14 protein-coding genes and 1 pseudogene are annotated in these 16439 nt (G+C 71.6%); 7 read left to right on the top strand and 8 right to left on the bottom strand.

The window, feature by feature from the left end:
- The 3 genes and pseudogenes from CAP_RS31085 to CAP_RS31075 all read right to left on the bottom strand — a co-directional run.
- A pseudogene (locus tag CAP_RS31085) lies at positions 1-183 on the bottom strand (DUF427 domain-containing protein); the annotation flags it as partial.
- 11 nt (positions 184-194) lie between these two features.
- Positions 195-857, bottom strand: coding sequence for a transthyretin-like family protein (locus CAP_RS31080; protein ID WP_044247465.1), 663 nt, complete (start codon positions 855-857; stop codon positions 195-197).
- Between the two features lie 56 nt (positions 858-913).
- Positions 914-1633, bottom strand: coding sequence for a hypothetical protein (locus CAP_RS31075; protein WP_044247464.1), 720 nt, complete (start codon positions 1631-1633; stop codon positions 914-916).
- A 320-nt stretch (positions 1634-1953) separates the two neighbouring features.
- Between CAP_RS31075 and CAP_RS31070 the strand changes: the two genes are divergently transcribed.
- Positions 1954-2643: a tetratricopeptide repeat protein gene (locus CAP_RS31070; protein WP_044247462.1), complete on the top strand. Its 690-nt coding sequence runs from the start codon at positions 1954-1956 to the stop codon at positions 2641-2643.
- A 66-nt stretch (positions 2644-2709) separates the two neighbouring features.
- Here the strand turns inward: CAP_RS31070 and CAP_RS51190 are convergent, their stop codons facing one another.
- Positions 2710-4083 (bottom strand): hypothetical protein, encoded by a 1374-nt coding sequence (locus CAP_RS51190; protein WP_044247460.1) that lies wholly within the window; start codon positions 4081-4083, stop codon positions 2710-2712.
- 111 nt (positions 4084-4194) lie between these two features.
- Between CAP_RS51190 and CAP_RS51185 the strand changes: the two genes are divergently transcribed.
- From CAP_RS51185 to CAP_RS31045, 4 genes are all read left to right on the top strand, one after another.
- The gene (locus CAP_RS51185) at positions 4195-5127 is read left to right on the top strand and encodes a S66 peptidase family protein (RefSeq protein WP_044247459.1); all 933 of its coding nucleotides are present in this window, start codon (positions 4195-4197) and stop codon (positions 5125-5127) included.
- Positions 5093-6556, top strand: a complete 1464-nt coding sequence (locus CAP_RS45910) for a chorismate-binding protein (RefSeq protein WP_081865448.1) — start codon at positions 5093-5095, stop codon at positions 6554-6556. Before CAP_RS51185 ends, CAP_RS45910 begins: the two co-directional genes overlap by 35 nt.
- 145 nt (positions 6557-6701) lie before the next feature.
- On the top strand, positions 6702-8333 hold the full coding sequence (locus CAP_RS31050; RefSeq protein ID WP_231511780.1) for a ribonuclease H-like domain-containing protein: 1632 nt from the start codon (positions 6702-6704) through the stop codon (positions 8331-8333).
- A 329-nt stretch (positions 8334-8662) separates the two neighbouring features.
- A complete protein-coding gene (locus tag CAP_RS31045) occupies positions 8663-9322 on the top strand; it encodes a DUF72 domain-containing protein (RefSeq protein ID WP_044247457.1) in 660 nt (219 codons plus the stop codon).
- A gap of 185 nt (positions 9323-9507) precedes the next feature.
- On the opposite strand, the gene lnt is transcribed toward CAP_RS31045, so the two are convergent.
- On the bottom strand, positions 9508-11175 hold the full coding sequence (lnt, locus tag CAP_RS31040; protein WP_052376372.1) for an apolipoprotein N-acyltransferase: 1668 nt from the start codon (positions 11173-11175) through the stop codon (positions 9508-9510).
- Complete coding sequence (locus CAP_RS31035) at positions 11172-11672, bottom strand: peptidylprolyl isomerase (RefSeq protein ID WP_052376371.1); 501 nt, start codon at positions 11670-11672, stop codon at positions 11172-11174. Before CAP_RS31035 ends, lnt begins: the two co-directional genes overlap by 4 nt.
- Before the next feature lie 212 nt (positions 11673-11884).
- On the opposite strand from CAP_RS31035, the gene CAP_RS31030 reads away from it, so the two are divergent.
- Positions 11885-13114 carry a hybrid sensor histidine kinase/response regulator gene (locus CAP_RS31030; protein WP_044247456.1) on the top strand — a complete coding sequence of 410 codons (1230 nt, stop codon included), beginning with the start codon at positions 11885-11887 and terminating at the stop codon, positions 13112-13114.
- A 30-nt stretch (positions 13115-13144) separates the two neighbouring features.
- Positions 13145-14308 (top strand): cysteine desulfurase family protein, encoded by a 1164-nt coding sequence (locus tag CAP_RS31025; RefSeq protein WP_044247455.1) that lies wholly within the window; start codon positions 13145-13147, stop codon positions 14306-14308.
- Positions 14309-14897: 589 nt separating this feature from the next.
- Here the strand turns inward: CAP_RS31025 and rlmB are convergent.
- Both rlmB and pyrF read right to left on the bottom strand, forming a co-directional pair.
- The gene (rlmB, locus tag CAP_RS31020) at positions 14898-15641 is read right to left on the bottom strand and encodes a 23S rRNA (guanosine(2251)-2'-O)-methyltransferase RlmB (RefSeq protein ID WP_044247453.1); all 744 of its coding nucleotides are present in this window, start codon (positions 15639-15641) and stop codon (positions 14898-14900) included.
- Positions 15638-16438 carry an orotidine-5'-phosphate decarboxylase gene (gene pyrF / locus CAP_RS31015; protein ID WP_081865446.1) on the bottom strand — a complete coding sequence of 267 codons (801 nt, stop codon included), beginning with the start codon at positions 16436-16438 and terminating at the stop codon, positions 15638-15640. The genes rlmB and pyrF overlap by 4 nt, the downstream gene beginning before the upstream one ends.
- Between the last annotated feature and the right edge of the window lies 1 nt (position 16439).

Below are 16439 nucleotides of genomic sequence, written 5' to 3'. Positions count from 1 at the left end.
CTACCACCCGAGCGTGCCCGGACCGCCCTTGAAGGGGCCGATCAGCTCCGCGGTGATCCAGCCGCCGTAGAAGCCCCCGGGCTGGGGGGTGACCCGCTCGTCGTCGAGCCAGACGGCGTCCATGGGACCGGCGTACACGGCGAGGTGGTCCCGGAGCGCCGCGAACGTGGGCGTGGGCTCGGGAGGGCGGGCCATCAGCGGACCTCCGCGACCCTGCACCCTGCGGTGCTCGCCTCGAGGTGGGTCACGTGGGGCAGCGGCTTCAGTGTGAAAGCCACCGCCTTGGCCGGAGGGGGACGGTTCGTGGCGTCCGTGGCGCTCGTGGCGTTTGTGGCGCTCGTGGCGCTCGTGGCGGGCGGGGGCGTCGCGAACGAGGGCGCGGCAATCAACGACGGCGCCGCAGACGTGGAGGGTGCCGTGGCGCTGGGGGGCGCGGCAGCGATGGGCGAGGGGGCGCCGACCTCGCAGGTGAGGCGCTGCTCCGGAGGGCCGCCCCACCAGGCGTCGTCTTGCCAGACGGCCTCGCCTCCGCCGGGCAGCGCGATGCAGAGGCGCCAGGTGTCGCGTCGGTCGCCGAACATGATCACCGGGGTGAAGTAGCGCTCTTCGGGGAAGGAGAAGGTGCCGTTGGCAGCGGTGCGGGTCTCCTCGCCGCCAGCGCAGTCCTGCTGCGCGTACGGCGGGTTGATGCTGCGGCGGACGAGGGCCCTGGCGAGCGGGGTGCCATGGTGCTGGAGGGTGCCGTGAAGCGCAGGGGCTTCGCGCATGGTGTGGGGGATGGGCAGGCACCCCGTCAGGCACAGCGCGAGGAGGAAAGAGACGGCCGAGGCGCCCCGGAGCAGGTGGCGAGGGAGCATGGGAGGGATGCTACCGGACCGGAGCGGGCTGTGCGGCGTGCACCCTGCGCGAGCACTCATCGAGGTGGGGGCGTGTCCCAGCGGCCGGGGTACTTTTCTCGCCTGGTCCACCTGTGGACGAGGAGCACGAGGAGGCCGCCGGGGAGGCCGCCGATCATGACCGGGAGCAGGAACTCGGCGGTGAGCACCGGGTCAGGGCGCATGGTGAGGTAGATGGAGGTCGTGGGCAGGCACCCCACGGACACCACGCAGAACGCCACGGTGTAGAGGATGCGGGCGCTCCAGGTGCGGCCTTGCCGGATGCCGGCGAGGATCGCGAGGGGGACGGCGAAGCAGAGGGCCTGCTGGAGGGTGGCTTCGTCGCCGAACCAGTCGGGATACCAGCCGGCGAGGACGCTGGCGCCCGCGACACCACCGCCCGCGGCGAGGCCGAAGTTGATGGCGAAGCGCTCGGTGTCCCGGGCGGCATCGTCCCGCGCCTGTGGGCGCTGTCCGAACGTGAGCGGGGCGGGCGCATCACGCTTGCCGCGCAGGGGAGGGACGTCGGCGTGGCGGTGCAGGAGGAGGATGAGGGCGAGGCCGGGGAGCAAGGTGGCGAGGAAGGTGAGGAACGCGGCGGTGGCGTCGTTGCGCTCAGGGTCGACGTCGAGCTGGAGGGAGCGAAAGAACGGGTAGGGGCCGCTGCCGGTCACCACCCAGGCGACGGTGCAGGCGACGCAGAGGGAGAAGGCGAGGAGGGAGAGGCTCTGGAAGGTGCGCTCGGTGAGGCGACGCATCGTGGGGGCTCGGCAGGAGGAGCGATCGGCAGGAGATGTGAGGAGATCACTCGGGGAAGAGCGTCTCCAGGGTGAGGGCGGGGGAGCCGTCGTCGAGCATCATGCATTGTCGTCTCCTCCGTTGAAATTCTCATGAGTGCGCCGTTGCAACGTGGGATTGCTGGACGCGGCCTGGAGGCAGCAGGCGAAGGACTGTGAACTGGTCCTGCACCTGCTGCGGCGGGTGCAGGTGCCGAACTCCCCTCCGTACATGGTCGCGTACGTGAGGGGCAGGTGCTGCACCGTCGCGGGCGCTGTTTGCAGCGGGTCACGCGCTGCTGGTGGGCGCGCAGCGGGAACCCGGCTTTGCCGGCCGGGAGGTCTACGCGCAGATCATCGAGATCCTGGAGCGCGCAGTCATGCTGGAGAGCGCGGTCCCGGCGCAGCAACGGAAGTCGGTTCTCGTGCAGGGGTATGTGGAGATGGGGGTCTGTCACGAGCACCTGGGGGACACGGAGCGGGCGCTTCACGCCTACTCCGAGGCGCTGAATGTGGACGCAGACAATGACGCCGCCTTGACGGCGCGCGGGAGGCTGCGGGTGGCCCGCGCCGAGGATGCCCTGGCGATGCAGGACTTCGAGCGCGCCGTCGCCCGGGGAACACCGCTGATCTGGCCCTACCTCCACCTGGCGTTCCATGCCTTGAACACTGCAGAGTACGAGCGATGCCTCGAACTCTGCCGCACCGGCCTGGAGCGTACGGAGGATGAGCGACTCCGCGCCGCGCTTTACGAGTGGATGGTGGTCTCCGTGGTGATGCTCGGCTCTCCACCGCCGCTCGTGGAGGACCTCCTGGAGAGAGCGCTGGATCTGGCGCCGTTCAACGCGCGGATTCCTCGGTACCGCGAGCGGTACGATCAGCACGCCGCGGTGGACGTGGCGCAGATCCCCTGGGAGCTGACGGACGAGGCCGCGAACGACAACGCCCGCCGAGAGATCGTGCAGCGCGTCGCGATGCAGCGCGCTGCGTGAGCATGGAGCGCCGCTCCCTTCCGGCGCTGCTCGGGAGGCTGGACGGCTCCACGCTCCTCGTCGACGTCACTCGGGGAAGAGCATCTCCAGGGTGAGGGCGGGGGAGCCGTCGTCGAGGACGCCGCCGAGGAGGGCGAGGGTGCCGTTGGGGGCAGGGATGACGGAGGCGCCGGCGCGGGGCTCGCGGAGGGGGAGTTCGGAGGCAGCGCCGGTGATGAGGTCGAGGAGGAACGAGCGGGTGTGGGCGCCAGCGTCGGGGGTGGCGTCGGTGCCGAGGGCGAGGGCGCGGCCCGCGGGGAAGGCGTAGGCGCGGACGTCGGCGAGGGGGGCCGGGAGGAGGGCGGTGTCCAGGGGCGCCGGGGCGCAGTCGGTGGCACAGGCAGGGGCGAGGCGGCGGGTGGGCGCAGGGGTGCCGCCGGGGAGGAGGCCGCCGATGAGGACCACGTCGCCGAGGCCTCCGACGACGGCGCCGGCGCCAGCGGTGGGATCGGGGGGGAAGGGGCGGGAGGTGGCGGTGGTGGCCTCGGCGGCGAGGACCTCGACGCCAGGGGCGGTGGCGTTGCCGCCCGCGATGACGAGGCCCACGCCGTCGAGCCAGACCGCGGCGGCGGCGACACGCGGGGCGGCGAGGGAGGCGGCGCGCAAGGAGCCGTCGGCGTCGACGACGAGCACGGCCGTGGTGGGCGCTTCGGGGCGGGTGGCGCCGACGAGGAAGGTGCGGCCGTCGGCGGCTTCGAGGGGGACGCCGCCAGCGACGTCGGCGAAGGTGAGGCCCTCGGGCGGGGAGATCTCGGTGACGACGCCGCTCGCGAAATCGATGCGGGTGGCGCCGCTGTCGTCGATGGCGAGCATGGCCGTGCCGCGGGAGATGGCCGAGCGGGGGACGCGCGGGAGGGGGACGGCGCGGTCGCCGTACCAGCCGAGGAGGTCGTAGGCGAGGGAGCTGTCGGGATCGTCGTCGCCCTCGAAGGCGCCGCCGGTGAGGGCGAGGTAGCGCTCGGCGATGGAGACGGCGACGGCGCCGAGGCGGGTGGAAGGGAGGGTGTCCGGGGGGCGGGACCAGGCGCCGAGGCGCTGGACGAAGAGGGGGAGGGCGTCGCTCTGGATCTGGCCGAGGACGATGCCGGAGAGGGAGCGGCCCCGGACGACGGGGGCGCCCGTGGCGTCGGTGCCGGTGAGGTCGAAGGTGAGGGGGACGTCGGTGGCGAGGTCGCCGAAGTCGAAGGTGCCGCCGGGCGGAGCCGAGGCGGTGGCGACGGCGGCGCCCGTGGTGTCGGTGGCGACGATCTGGACGTCGACCACAGGGGGGTCGTCGCGGAGGGCGGTGGTCTCGTGGCCGGTGACGATGTCGAGGGTGAGGGTGCGGGTCTCGTCGTCGCCACAGGCAGCGGCGAGGAGGCAGGAGGCGGCGGCGAGGAAGCGGAGGAGGCGGAGCGTCACCCTGGGGGTTCTACTCCTGCCCCGTGGCCCGAGGCCAGCGCCGGGTCAGGAGGGAGCGCGGGCTTCTTTGACCGGGGTGTGAGGGCGATCGTAGGGTGTGCCCGGTCAACCATGCTCCACCGAGGTGCCAGAGTCGCGGTCGTTGCGCCGGCGGGGATGCCCAGCATGCCGGACATGGAGGCAGGAGCCGCGCTGCTGGAGGCGTGGGGGTACGTGCCGGTGCTGGGGCCGAACCTGCGGGCACAGCACCGGTACCTGGCGGGGACGGCGGAAGAGCGGGGGGCGGACCTCCGCTGGGCGCTGACGTCGCCGGACGTGGACGCGGTGTACGTGGCGCGCGGGGGGTACGGGTGCGTGCACCTCTTGCCGGGGATCCCCTGGGCGGAGGTGGTGCCGGGGCGGATGGTGGTGGGGTTCTCGGACGTGACGGCGCTCCTCTTGGCGCTGCACCAGCGGACGCAGGCGGTGGCGGTGCACGCGCCGACGCTGGGTTACCTGGCGACGAAGTCGGACGCGGCGACGCGCGAGGCGGTGCGCGAGGTGCTGGCCGGGGGACGGGAGACGGTGCTGCGGGGAGAGGTGCGCGCTGAGGTGCGGGGAGGGGGAACCGAGGGGGTGGAGGGGCCGGTCCTCGGGGGGAATCTGTGCGTGCTGGCGAGCCTGGCAGGGACGCGGTGGCGGCTCCAGGCGGAGGGGGCGCTGCTGGTGCTGGAGGACGTGAACGAGGCGCCGTACCGGCTGGATCGGATGGTGGTGCAGCTCGTGGAGAGCGGGGCGCTGTCGGGGGTGCGGGCGGTGCTGCTCGGGGAGTTCGTGGGGTGCGCGGCGCCCGCGGAGGCGGGGTGGACGCTGGAGGAGTTGCTGGTGGACCTGATGGCACCCCTCGGCGTGCCCATCGTGACCGGGGTGGGCGTGGGGCATGGGCCGCGCAACCTGCCGTTCTTCTACGGGGGGCAGGGCCTTCTGGAAGGTGGGGTGCTGCGGGTAGGAAGGGTGCTAGAGGCGGAGGGTGCTCGTCGCCCGGCAACTTTCGCTCCCGCCTGATCCGTGTGCGCTGGCCCGTGTGCTGAGTGCGGCGGGGGCGCGGCATCTGGCGCTGCTGCATGCGGCGGAGGGACCCGGGCGGGGGGATGTGACGGCGCCGCTCGGGGAAGGGCTGGGGCGGTGGTCGTTCGTGGCGGCGGAGCCGGATCGGCGGAGCGCGCGGCTGGATCCGCTGGGCGACGATCCGGAGTGGCAGCGCGAGACGCTGGAGGCGGCGCCGGCGGAGAAGGCGGTGCCGGTGGGGCTCGCGGGGTTTCCGCGGTGGATCGGGGTCTTGCCGTACGAGGCGCGGCGGGGGCTGGAGCGGCCCGGGTGGCGCGGGGTGGACACGCGGCCGGCGGCGCTCGTGGAGGAGGTGGTGTGGCGGCGCTATCCGGCGGTGATCGGGGTGGATCACCGGGAGGGGCAGGTGTGGGGGGTGGGGGTGTCGCGGGAGGCGCTGGAGGGGCTGCTGGAGCCACTTCGGCATGCGCTTCGTGAAGGGCGGGGGGTGCTGCCGGGGAGGCGTGGGGTGCGGGTCGCGGTGGAGGACGATGACGCGCCGGAGCGGCACGTGGCGCGGGTGCGGGCGGCGCTGGAGCTGATCCGGCAAGGGGATCTGTACCAGGTGAACCTGGCGCGGCGGCTGCGGCTCGCGCTCCGGGAGGGGGACGCGCTGGGGCTGTACGAGCAGCTCGCGCAGGGGGCGCCGAGTCCTCTGGGGGCGCTGCTGGAGATCGAGGCGGGGGTGTGGGTGGCGTCGACGTCGCCGGAGCTGTTCCTGCTGGCCGAGCCAGGGCGGGGCAGGGCGGAGCGGGGAGGCGTCGGCGTCGCGGAGGAGGGGGCGCGCGCGGCGATGGCCGCGATGGGCGACGAGGGGTTCGGGCGGATGTACACGGCGCCCATCAAGGGGACGCGGCCGCGGGGGAAGGGCGCGGAGGAGGACGCGGGGCTCGTGGTGGAGCTCGACGGGGACCCGAAGGAGCGCGCCGAGCTGACGATGATCGTGGACGTGGAGCGGAACGATCTGGGGCGGGTGGCGGCGTTCGGGTCGGTGCGGATGCTGGGGGCGCCGCGGGTGGTGACGCACCGGACGGTGCACCACCGGGTGGCGTGGCTGTCGGCGCAGGCCAGGGCCGGGCTGGGGCGGGAAGCGGTGCTGGAGGCGATGCTGCCGAGCGGGAGCGTGACGGGGGCGCCGAAGGTGCGGGCGATGGAGGTGATCGCGGGGCTCGAACCGCGGCGCCGCGGGCTCTACACGGGGGCCTTCGGGTGCGTGGCGCACGGGGGGCGCTTCACGCTGGCGATGGGGATCCGGACAGCCGTGCTGGCAGGGGGAGAGGGGGAGTACTTCACGGGCGGCGGGATCGTGGCGGACTCGGATCCGGAGCGGGAGCTGGAGGAGACGCGCTGGAAGGCGCTGCAGCTTCAGCGGGCGGCGGGCGGGTAGCCCGCCCAGGCAGCGAAGAGGCGCTCTTCCTCGATCCCCTCGCGCCGCGTCCCTGGGTCTCGGGCACGCCTCCGCGCGCCAGCGGACGGGGCCGGGGCACTGACTTGATGTCCAGTGAGGGCCATGGGATGGTCGCGGTGGGCCGATGTCGTCGTTCAAGGCCAAGCTGTCGCGTCTTCCTTCGATGGGCGGGGGGATGTCCCGAGGAGGGGCGCCCGGGGAAGCGCGCGGGGACAAGGAAACCGCAGAGGAAGCCGCAGGGCCGCTGCGGGTGGTGACGCGGGAGCCGGAGGGCGCCGCCGCGGGGGCTGCGCGCAGGTGGGCGGGCATCGATGAGGCTCCCATCGAGGAGGGCACCGGGGTTCCTGCAGGAGGTGCTGCGGGAGGCGCGGTGGAGGCGGCGGCGATGACGCTGGTGACGCCCGTAGGCGCAGAGGAGGCGGCGGCGAGGGTGACGTCCGTGGCCCCCGTGACGCCCGTGGCCCCCGTGATGCCCGTGGCCCCCGTGGCGCCGGAGAGGCCGAGCCTGGACGAGCTGCGGGAGCGGATCGCGCGGATCGTGGGGCGCGGGATGCCAGCCACGCCGCGGGCAGACCCGACGCGGGAGGAGCTGCCCTTCTTCCTGGAGCAGACGGAAGAGGGGCCGCTCTACACGAACCGGGTGCGGTCCCTGCCGGCGGCGCGGGTGGGGCGGGCGCCACTCGTGGCGGCGCGCGACGCGGAGGGGGCGATGCTGGCGCTCCTCGCGCTGGATCCGGCGCTGGCGGGCTGCGATGTGCGGCGGGCGCTCTACCTGGATACGGAGACGACGGGGCTCGCGGGCGGGACGGGGACGGTGCCGTTCCTGATCGGCCTGGCGTGGTTCGACGAGGAGGTGTCCGGGGAAGGGGGGAGCGGGTTCGTGGTGGAGCAGTTCCTGCTGCGGCGGCTGGGGGAGGAGGGGCCGATGCTGCGGCGGCTCCGGGAGCGGCTGGAGAAGGCGTCGATGATCGTGACGTACAACGGCAAGGCGTTCGACATGCCGCTCTTGAGGACGCGGTTCGTGATGAACCGGCTGCCGCCACCGCCCGAGGTGCCTCACCTGGATCTGGTGCACATGGCGCGGCGGATCCACAAGGGTCGGCTGAAGACGCGGACGCTGATCGCGCTGGAGCACGAGGTGCTCGGGCGGGTGCGGGTGGGGGACACGCCGGGCGGGGAGATCGTGCAGGCGTACGCGCACTTCCTGCGGTCGGGGGACGAGGGGGCGCTGCTGGGGGTGGTGGAGCACAACGCGGCAGACGTGCTGGCGATGGTGGCGCTGGTGGGGCTGTACGGTGAGCCGCTGGGGAGCTTGATCGGGGAGGATCTGGCCGGGGTGGCGGCGACGCTGCGGCGGGCAGGGGCGCTGGAGCGCGCGGCCGAGCTGGCAGAGGCCGCGGTGGCCCAGGGGGGCGGGGCGGCCGCGTTGCGGGCGCGGGGGGACATCGCCAGGGCGCGGGGAGACCGGGCGCGGGCGCTCAAGGATTACGAGGCGCTGGCGGCAGAGGTGGACGATGCGGGGGTGCGGCTCGCGCTGGCGAAGCTCTACGAGCACCACGTGCGGTCGTTCGCGAAGGCGCTGGAGATGGTGGAGCAAGGGACGGCGGAGACGGATCCGGCGCAGGAGCGGCGGAAGGCGCGGCTGCAGAAGAAGATGGAGCGCGCGGCAGGGGCGGTGGCGACGCGGGCTGCTTCTGTGGCAGGGGCCGAGGGTGGCGGGAGTCGGCGCGGGGGGCGCAGGCGGCAGGTGCCCTGAGCGGCGAGCGAGAGGGCGTGCCGGGGCTGGGCCGATGTGGGTGAGGTGTGCCAGGCTGGCCAGGGAGTGAGGGTGTGCCGCGCTGTGTGCCAGGAGGGCCGGGCCGGCGTGGAAGCCGGGGCGTGCCAGGAAGGGCGTGCCAGCGAGGGGCAAGTGCGAGGGCACGCGCAAGAGCGTGCCAGGAAAGGTAAGCGCGATGGCGTGCCAGGAAAGGTAAGCGCGATGGCGTGCCAGGAAGGGTAAGGCTGCGCTCTGATCCGACGGCTTGATGTGGAAAATACACAGGCGCCGCTTCTCGCCTGGCCAGTGGTGGGCTAGGGTGTGCGGCGATGGCGGCCAATGTTACCGTCGGCTGCGCCGGGTTTCCCGTGCCGGCGACGCGGTATTTCCGCGAGTTCATGTTTGTCGAGGTGCAGGAGACCCATGTGTCCCTTCCAGGACCTGGGACTGTGCGGCGATGGCGCCGCGAAGCACCCGAGGGCTTTCAGTTCGCGCTGCTCGGACCGCGCGAGATCGGTCAGGAGGGTTTCAGGGACGGAAAGGTGATCGAGACGGCACTGAAGAGCATCGAGGCCGTCGCCGAGGAGCTGCTTGCCAAGTGTGCCGTGTTCGTGGGGCCGCCGGAGTTCGCGGCGACGAAGGCCAACAAGGGGATTCTGCGAGAGTTCCTGGGTGGGGTGAAGAAGCGCTTCGAGCGGGTGGTGTTCGAGCCGCCGCAGGGGTGGGACCCCGACGAGTGTGACGAGCTGGTGAGCGACGTGGGGGCGCTGGCGGCCCGCGATCCGCTCACGGCTGGGCTCTCGAAGCTGAAGGTGGCGTACTACCGGCTCCACGGGCCGGCAGGGCACAAATCACGCTACGAGGACCCGGCGATCGACAGGCTGGCGGAGATTGCGCGGGGCGCGAAGCACAGCGACGCGACGTACGTGTTCACCAACGTGGACATGTTCGCCGATGCGAAGCGCTTCAAGAAGGCGCTGAAGCTTTAGAGTCTCCACGAGGGGACGCGCGTCCCCTCGCCCCGCCGGGCGTGAATCCCGTCGGGACCCCACTCCCCGCGAACCGCCCGCGCCATCTACCGCGCAGAGCCCCTGGGCAGGACCTCTCGCCGTGGGTTTCCTCGAAGCTGAAGGTCTGAGCTGGGCAGGCGCCGCGCGGTGCCTGCCGGACGGCTCTAGGCAGGTTCTGTGACGGCAGGGGCAGGGGGCGCCGAGGGGCGACGGGGGCGGGAGACGATGGCCATGGCGAGGATCGCCAGGGTGGCCAGGTACCAGGGGACGTCCCGGATCACGTTGTAGAGGGAGCGGGAACGCATGAAGCGGGCTTCGCCGAAGACGGTCTCTTCGCGGAAGGTGCCGCCATGGGTGACCACGCGTCCCACGGGGTCGATGATGGCGCTGACGCCGCTGTTGGTCGCGCGGACCAGGTAGCGGTGGTGCTCGACGGACCTGAGCTTGGCGAGGGCGAGGTGGATCCAGGGCTCGGTGGAGTCGCCGAACCAGGCGTCGTTCGTGAGGTTGACGAAGAGGTCCGGATCTCCCTGGGCGACGAGCTTGTTCACGAAGTCGGGGAGGATGTCCTCGTAGCAGATCATCGCGGTGATCTTGTGGTCCTTCCAGACGAGGGGGTCGAGCGAGGTGCCGCGGTTGAAGTGCCCCGAGTTCGGTGAGAGCTCGTAGAGCTTGGGGAAGGTGTCGCCGAGGGGGAGGTACTCGCCGAACGCGAGGAGGTAGTGCTTGTCGAAGCGGCCGACGATCTTGCCCTCCTCGTCGGCCATGAGGGCGGTGTTGTAGCTGAAGCCCGGATCGGTGCGGGTGGGGCCAGGGCGGTGGAGGAGGGTGCCGATGATGGCCGGGACGCCGAGCCGCCTGGTGATGTCGCGCTGGACGGCCAGTTCGTGGCCCTTTTCAGGGAACATGCGGGGGATGGAGGCTTCGCTCCACACCACGAGCTGAGCGCCCTGGGACTTCAGCTCCTGGGTGCGCTGCTGGTGGATGCGGAGGGCGTTCTTGCGGTCGAAGAGGGCGAGGTTCGGCTGGACGATGCCGACCTTGATGGGCTCGGCGACGGCCGCGGCGCTGTCGACGGCGCGCATCCGGTAGAGGCCGTAGAGGGCGGCGAGCGCGGGGATGGCGACACCCGCGAGGAGGACGGGGCGGCGGCGGAGGGCGGCTTTGAGGCCGCGAGCGTCGCGATCCTCGGGAGGCAGGGCTTCGGAGGCGGCAGCGGGTGCGAGGCGCTCCTGCCGGAGGTCGAGCCAGGCCTTGGCGATCTCGGCGACGGCGAGGTTGGCGGCGACGAGGACGAGGCCGATCAGGTAGGGGCCGCCGAGGTCGGCGACCTGGAGGAACACGGGGGCATTGTGGACCGAGGCGCCGAAGTACCAGGGGAAGAGGAGGGGGTAGACGAGCTCGCTGGCGACGAAGGCGAGGGCGAAGACGGGCGCCGGAGGCCAGCCCCGGGTCTCGGCACGGCCGTAGAGGTAGCCGCAGAGGGCGATGCGACCTCCCTGGTACGCGCAGAGGAGGATCATGAAGACGAAGCAGAGCGCGGTGGGAAAGCCGCTGAACACCTTGAGCATGTTCAGCAGCCAGTAGAAGCCGGTCATCGTCATGATGAAGCCGGCCATCCAGCCGAGGCCCGCGGCGCGCCGGGGAGTCTGGCCCCGGAGGGCGACGATGAGGGGGGCGAGGCCGATGAAGGCGAGGGGCCAGAGGTCGACGCCGGGAAAGCCGAGGAAGTAGAGCAGGCCCGAGAGCGCGGCGAGCGCGTAGGCAGGGCGGGCAGGGAGGGGGCGGGAGGAGAGGATGCGGGAGGGGAGGGCCCGGGGAGGGGTGTTCATCGGCTCCGCCGCAGGATGTGGAAGCCGCGCGGGGTCTCCACGAGGCCCGAGGTTTCGCCGACCTTGAGCTTGAAGGCTGCGTCATCGAGGGCAGGAGGGAAGACGCCGCGCTTGAAGTTGCCCATGGCGCCGTTGACTGTCTTCGAGGTGTCGTCGGACCAGGTCCGCGCCAGGTCTTCGAAGGAGGTCTTGCCCTGTTCGAGCTGGGTCAGCGCCTCGGTGGCGCGCTTCTGTGCGTCGTCCCGGGAGCGGGTGACGGTGGGTGGGGCGAGCTCGGCGCCCTTGTAGGCGATGAGGATCTGGGAAGCGCCGATGATCTCGGGCACCTCGGCCGTGGTGAGCGTCGGCGGCGTGCCGTTGTGCAGGGGTGGCTCAGAGGCGCTCGCGGCCGGAGGAATCGCGGATGCGGGTGGAGATCCAGAGGCAGCGGGAGAGGCGGAGGGGTCAGCGCCGCTCCCGCTCTGGCAGCCGCTCAGGGTTGCGAGCAGGGTGAGCATGGGCGCGAGGCGGACGGGCCGTACGGGCGCAGGGTGGCGTGTGTGCGCTGCAGAAGGCAGAAACCGCATGGTTGGACCCCTATGAAGGTATGGCGCCCCCCCGTCAACTGCCCTTGGTGTCCGCGTGTCCGCAGAAAAGCGAGGCTCAACGCCGACTTGGCCTGCTGGAAGGTGGCGGGATGGGGGCCTCATGAGGGTAAGATCCAGATCGGATGGCGAAGATCCTCCATATCGAAGACGATCCTGCGAATCGTCTCCTCGTCCGCAAGCTCCTCCAGAACGCAGGGCACGAGGTCGTCGAAGCGGCCGATGGGCTCGAAGGGGTGCGCATTGCCTGCTCGGCTCGTCCAGATCTGGTGCTCGTCGATCTGAACATTCCCGGGCTGGATGGCTTCGAAGTGACGCTGCGGCTGCGGGGGGAGCCGTCGCTCGCGGGGGTGCCCATCGTGGCGATCACCGCGGAGGGCGACCGGGAGACGAGCCTCGCAGTGGGCTGCGATGGCTTCTTGCAAAAGCCGATCGATGCGCGGTCGTTCTCGGCGGTCATCGCCGGGTTTCTCCAGGGAGTACGGGAGGTTGCCCCAGGGTCGCTGCGCTCCCAGCGGCTCCGGGAGCAGAGCCAGCGCATCGTGGCGCACCTGGAGGAGAAGGTGGCGGAGCTGAGCCGGGCCAACGTGCGGCTGCGGGATCTGGACGCGGCGCGCACCGAGTTCTACCGCAACATCTCCCACGAGCTGGCGACGCCGATGACGCCCATCGTGGGGTACGTGAAGCTGCTCGCCGACGAGGAGCTGGGGCCGCTGAACAAGTCGCAGCAGAAGGCGCTGCGGGCGATGGACGAGTGTGTGCGGCGCCTGCGGAGCCTCATCGACAACCTGCTCGACGTGACCGGGATCGAGACGGGTCGGATGCGCTTCAACCACGGGGAGTACGATTTCCTCGATACGACGCGGCGGGCCGTGGCGCAGGTGGCCGACCGGTTCGCGGAGGCGAAGATCCAGCTCGTGGAGGAGCTGCCCCGAGGGCCGCTGCCCGGGTGGGGGGACTCGGGGCGCCTGCAGCGGGCGATGACGCAGATCCTCGACAACGCGGTGAAGTTCACGCCTGCTGGCGGGACGGCCGGCGTGCGGGTGAGCGTGCTCGCGAACCACTACGAGTTCTGCGTGGCAGATACGGGTGCCGGGGTGAGCCCGGAGCGGGTGGTGCGGATCTTCGAGCCGTTCTACCAGGTGGACGGGTCGGCGACCCGGGCCCATGGAGGGGTGGGGATCGGGCTGGCGATCGCGCGGCGCACGGCGCAGGGGCTGGGGGGCGACATCCGGGTGGCGTCGCCTTCGGGCGAGGTGATCGAGGGGGTGCGGCTCGGTGGCTCGGCGTTCTACCTGACCGTGGCGAAGCGAGCCCCGCTCATCGATGGGCCGATCATCCGGCAAGTTGACTGAGGGCGCGGCGGGCGGCACGCATGTCTGCGTATGCCCGACCGGAGCACCATCTACCTCGACTGGAACGCCACGACGCCCCCTCATCGCGAGGTGCTGGCGGCCATGCGTCAGGCCGCCGAACACGCCTGGGCGAACCCTGCCAGCGTCCACGGACCCGGACGGCGCGCGCGGGCCTGGCTCGAGCGGGCGCGTGAGGCGGTCGCCGCGCTGGTGGGGCTGGATGCGCGGGATGTGATCCTCACGTCCGGCGGGACGGAAGCCAACAACCTGGCCATCGCCCATGCGTTTCCGCCAGGGGTGCCTGGGGCGCTCGTGGTGTCCCGCCTGGAGCACCCGTCGGTGTGCCGGGCGGCAGAGGCGCTGGCCGAGCAGGGCATCCACGTGGCGTGGGCCGAGCCGGGGCCCTCGGGCCGTGTCAGCCCGGAGGCGGTGGTCGACGCGGTGGACCGGGCAGCCAGGAACGCACCGGTTCGGCTGGTGGTGCTTCAGGCCGTGAACCACGAGACAGGGGTCCTGCAGCCCGTGGGCGAGGTGGCAGCGATCGTGCGGGGGCGGGGAGCGCGACTCCTGGTGGATGCGGTCCAGGCCGTCGGTCGTGTTCCGGCGGCAGCCTGGGAGGGGGCGGACCTGGTGACGGTGGCCGCCCACAAGCTCCGGGGGCCGAAGGGGATCGGGGCGCTCGTCACCCGGCCTGGGGTCCAGGTGCGGCCGATCCTCCGGGGAGGCGCTCAGGAGCGAGGGCTGCGGCCAGGGACGCAGGATCCCCTCGCGGCGGCAGGTTTTGCAGTCGCAGCAGAACGGGCGCTGACCACGCCGAGCCGGTATGCCGAGCTGCGGGAGCTGCGCGATCGGCTGGAGGAGGAGCTGGTGAGGCTCGGGCGTGCGGTGGGGAGGGAGCCGGTGCAGAACGGGACGGCCGAGCGCGCGCCCCATGTCAGCAACCTGTCGTGGCCAGGGTGGCGTGGCGATGAGCTTTGCGCAGCGCTCGACCTGGAGGGGGTCGCCGTCTCCAGCGGCTCGGCATGCACCGCGGGCACGGCAGAGCCATCACCGGTCCTCACCGCGATGGTGGGTCCAGAGCGGGCATCCTCCGCCGTGAGGGTGTCGCTCGGGGAGGACACCCATCTGGAAGAGGTTATGGAAGCGCTGCAGCGCTGGTCCCGCGTGCTCGCGCGCGGGGGCCCCCTCTCCTGAGTCGAGGGAAAATCACTGCGTTGACGCGCACTTGAGTGCCCTCGGGGCGTTGTTCAACCACTGCCCGAAGCCTTTCGTTCAAGCAGGCTCCTCAGGGCGAATCCACAAGTACAAACCCATGAATCGTCTCCTGTTTTCGGAGACGCCCCCAGCGCCGAGTCACAATCCATTCAATGGATTGGCAGGGGCGTATTGCTGCCCTTGCGTTCAGCACGTCCGAGGAAGGCGGCGTATGCTCGAAAGAGGCTTTCATCCTGTTGGCTAAGTCATTGAATTGGTTGACTTTCACCGCTCCGTGGGTGGAAGGCATGGTGACCTGACTCCCACCACGAGGAAGGCGAGTCCATCGGAGCTGCGACAGCCAGCCGCCGTGGTCTTTCGTTGCCTGTGAAGGCGCGGGCAGACGATGGCAGCGGACGTGCTGCAGGGGCAGCCGACAGCGTGAAGAGGGCCGGAGCGAACGTCGGGGAGGGTGGAGGGAGAGGAAGCGTGTCTGCGGGATCACGCCATGGCGCGGAGGATGGAGGACGAGAGGATGGCGCGGCGACTCCGGGAGGAGACGAGGTAAGACGCGGTGGCGGTGGGGGCGTTAGCGCTGGGCTTGCTGGCGCTGGCGAAGCACCTCGTAGAGGGCCAGCGCTGCTGCAACCGAGGCGTTCAGAGAGCCGATGGTTCCCGCCATGGGCAGCCTGGCGACGTGCTGGCAGGCCTGGCGGACAGGCCGACGCACGCCCTTGTCTTCGGCGCCCACGACGATAACCACCGGGCCGGTGAGCTTCAACTCCCCGAGTTCCACCGGGCCCTGCGCGTCCAGCGCCACTGCGGTAGCCCCGCGGTCTGTCAGGGTTCGCAAGGCATCCGGGAGGGATGGCACCCGGCAGAGCGTGGCGTGCTCCACGGCTCCCGCGGAGGCGCGGAAGGTGGCGGGCGACAGGGGCGCCGAGCTGTGCTCCGGCCAGATGACGGCCGAGGCGCCAAGGGCTACCACGCTGCGGATCACGGCACCAAAATTCTGCGGGTCCATCACTCCATCGAGGGCGATGAACACGGAGCCCGCCTCGGGGGAGCGGGGGTCTTCGAGCGGTAGCGAATCCACACCCACGAGGGGAAGCTCGGGGACGCCCGCCAGTGCTCCCTGGTGACGCCCCCCAGCGGTGCGCCTGTCGAGGTCGGACCGGGGTCCGCGCTGCACACGGATGCCTTGGTCGGCGGCGTAACGCGCGAGCGCGTCCAGCTTGGGGCCGGCATCCTGCTGGACCAGCACCCAGTCGATCTTGTTGCCGTGCGCCCGGATGGCTTCACGCACTGGCTGGAGCCCGTAGACGATCCTCATTTACCGTGGGAGCTGGTAGCGCTCAGCGTGCGTGCGACTTCGTTGACGATGGCGCGCGCGGCCGAGAGTGGGTCCTGGGCGTCGCGGATGGGGCGTCCGATCACGAGGAGATCGGCCCCTGACGCGATGGCTTCGGAAGGGGTGGAGACACGCTTCTGATCGTCGGTGGAGCGCCGGCCATCCCGGGGGCCGGGACGGATTCCAGGCGTCACCAGGAGGACATCCCTCCCGAAGGCGCCACGTAGGCCAGCCACCTCGACGGGGGAGGCGACGACGCCGGGGATGCCAGAGGCGCGCGCCAGCTCCGTCATGCGTCGGGCATGCGCCTCCAGTCCGCCGGGGATGCCCTGCGCCCTCAGATCCTCCTCGTCGAGCGACGTCAGCACGGTCACGGCGAGGAGGAGCAGCCCCTCCGACTGAGAGGCCACCTGCGCCGCGCGCGAGAGCATGGCAGCGCCGCCCGCTGCGTGCACGGTCAGGTAGCGGACCTTGAGCGCTGCCGCTGCGGCGACGGCGCGGCCCACCGTCTCCGGGATGTCGTGGAGCTTGAGGTCGAGGAAGATGTCGAGGCCGAGATCGCGCCCGATCTGCACGGCACGAGGCCCTTCGCGGACGAAGAGCTCAAGGCCGATCTTCAGACCGCCGACTGAAGGGGCGATCTTCTCAGCCGCGGCGCGGGCCTGTTCGAGGGAGGGGTAGTCCAGCGGGAAGATGATGCGACGGCGAGCTTCGTCGAGCGTGCTCCCCCCGAGGCTCGTGCGGTGCTGGTCCCGCGAGGAAGTGGGGAGAGTGGCCATG

Source organism: Chondromyces apiculatus DSM 436 (assembly GCF_000601485.1).
GTDB lineage: Bacteria > Myxococcota_A > Polyangia > Polyangiales > Polyangiaceae > Chondromyces > Chondromyces apiculatus.
This window is presented reverse-complemented; position numbering and strand designations above follow the sequence as displayed.

Excerpts from the sequence above, each read along its gene's own strand:
- CAP_RS31080 (WP_044247465.1), bottom strand. The coding sequence starts at position 857 with ATGCTCCCTCGCCACCTGCTCCGGGGCGCCTCGGCCGTCTCTTTCCTC.
- CAP_RS31075 (WP_044247464.1), bottom strand. The coding sequence starts at position 1,633 with ATGCGTCGCCTCACCGAGCGCACCTTCCAGAGCCTCTCCCTCCTCGCC.
- CAP_RS51185 (WP_044247459.1), top strand. The coding sequence starts at position 4,195 with ATGCTCCACCGAGGTGCCAGAGTCGCGGTCGTTGCGCCGGCGGGGATG.
- CAP_RS31050 (WP_231511780.1), top strand. The coding sequence starts at position 6,702 with ATGTCGTCGTTCAAGGCCAAGCTGTCGCGTCTTCCTTCGATGGGCGGG.
- CAP_RS31045 (WP_044247457.1), top strand. The coding sequence starts at position 8,663 with ATGGCGGCCAATGTTACCGTCGGCTGCGCCGGGTTTCCCGTGCCGGCG.
- lnt (WP_052376372.1), bottom strand. The coding sequence starts at position 11,175 with ATGAACACCCCTCCCCGGGCCCTCCCCTCCCGCATCCTCTCCTCCCGC.
- CAP_RS31035 (WP_052376371.1), bottom strand. The coding sequence starts at position 11,672 with ATGCTCACCCTGCTCGCAACCCTGAGCGGCTGCCAGAGCGGGAGCGGC.
- CAP_RS31030 (WP_044247456.1), top strand. The coding sequence starts at position 11,885 with ATGGCGAAGATCCTCCATATCGAAGACGATCCTGCGAATCGTCTCCTC.
- CAP_RS31025 (WP_044247455.1), top strand. The coding sequence starts at position 13,145 with ATGCCCGACCGGAGCACCATCTACCTCGACTGGAACGCCACGACGCCC.
- rlmB (WP_044247453.1), bottom strand. The coding sequence starts at position 15,641 with ATGAGGATCGTCTACGGGCTCCAGCCAGTGCGTGAAGCCATCCGGGCG.
- pyrF (WP_081865446.1), bottom strand. The coding sequence starts at position 16,438 with ATGGCCACTCTCCCCACTTCCTCGCGGGACCAGCACCGCACGAGCCTC.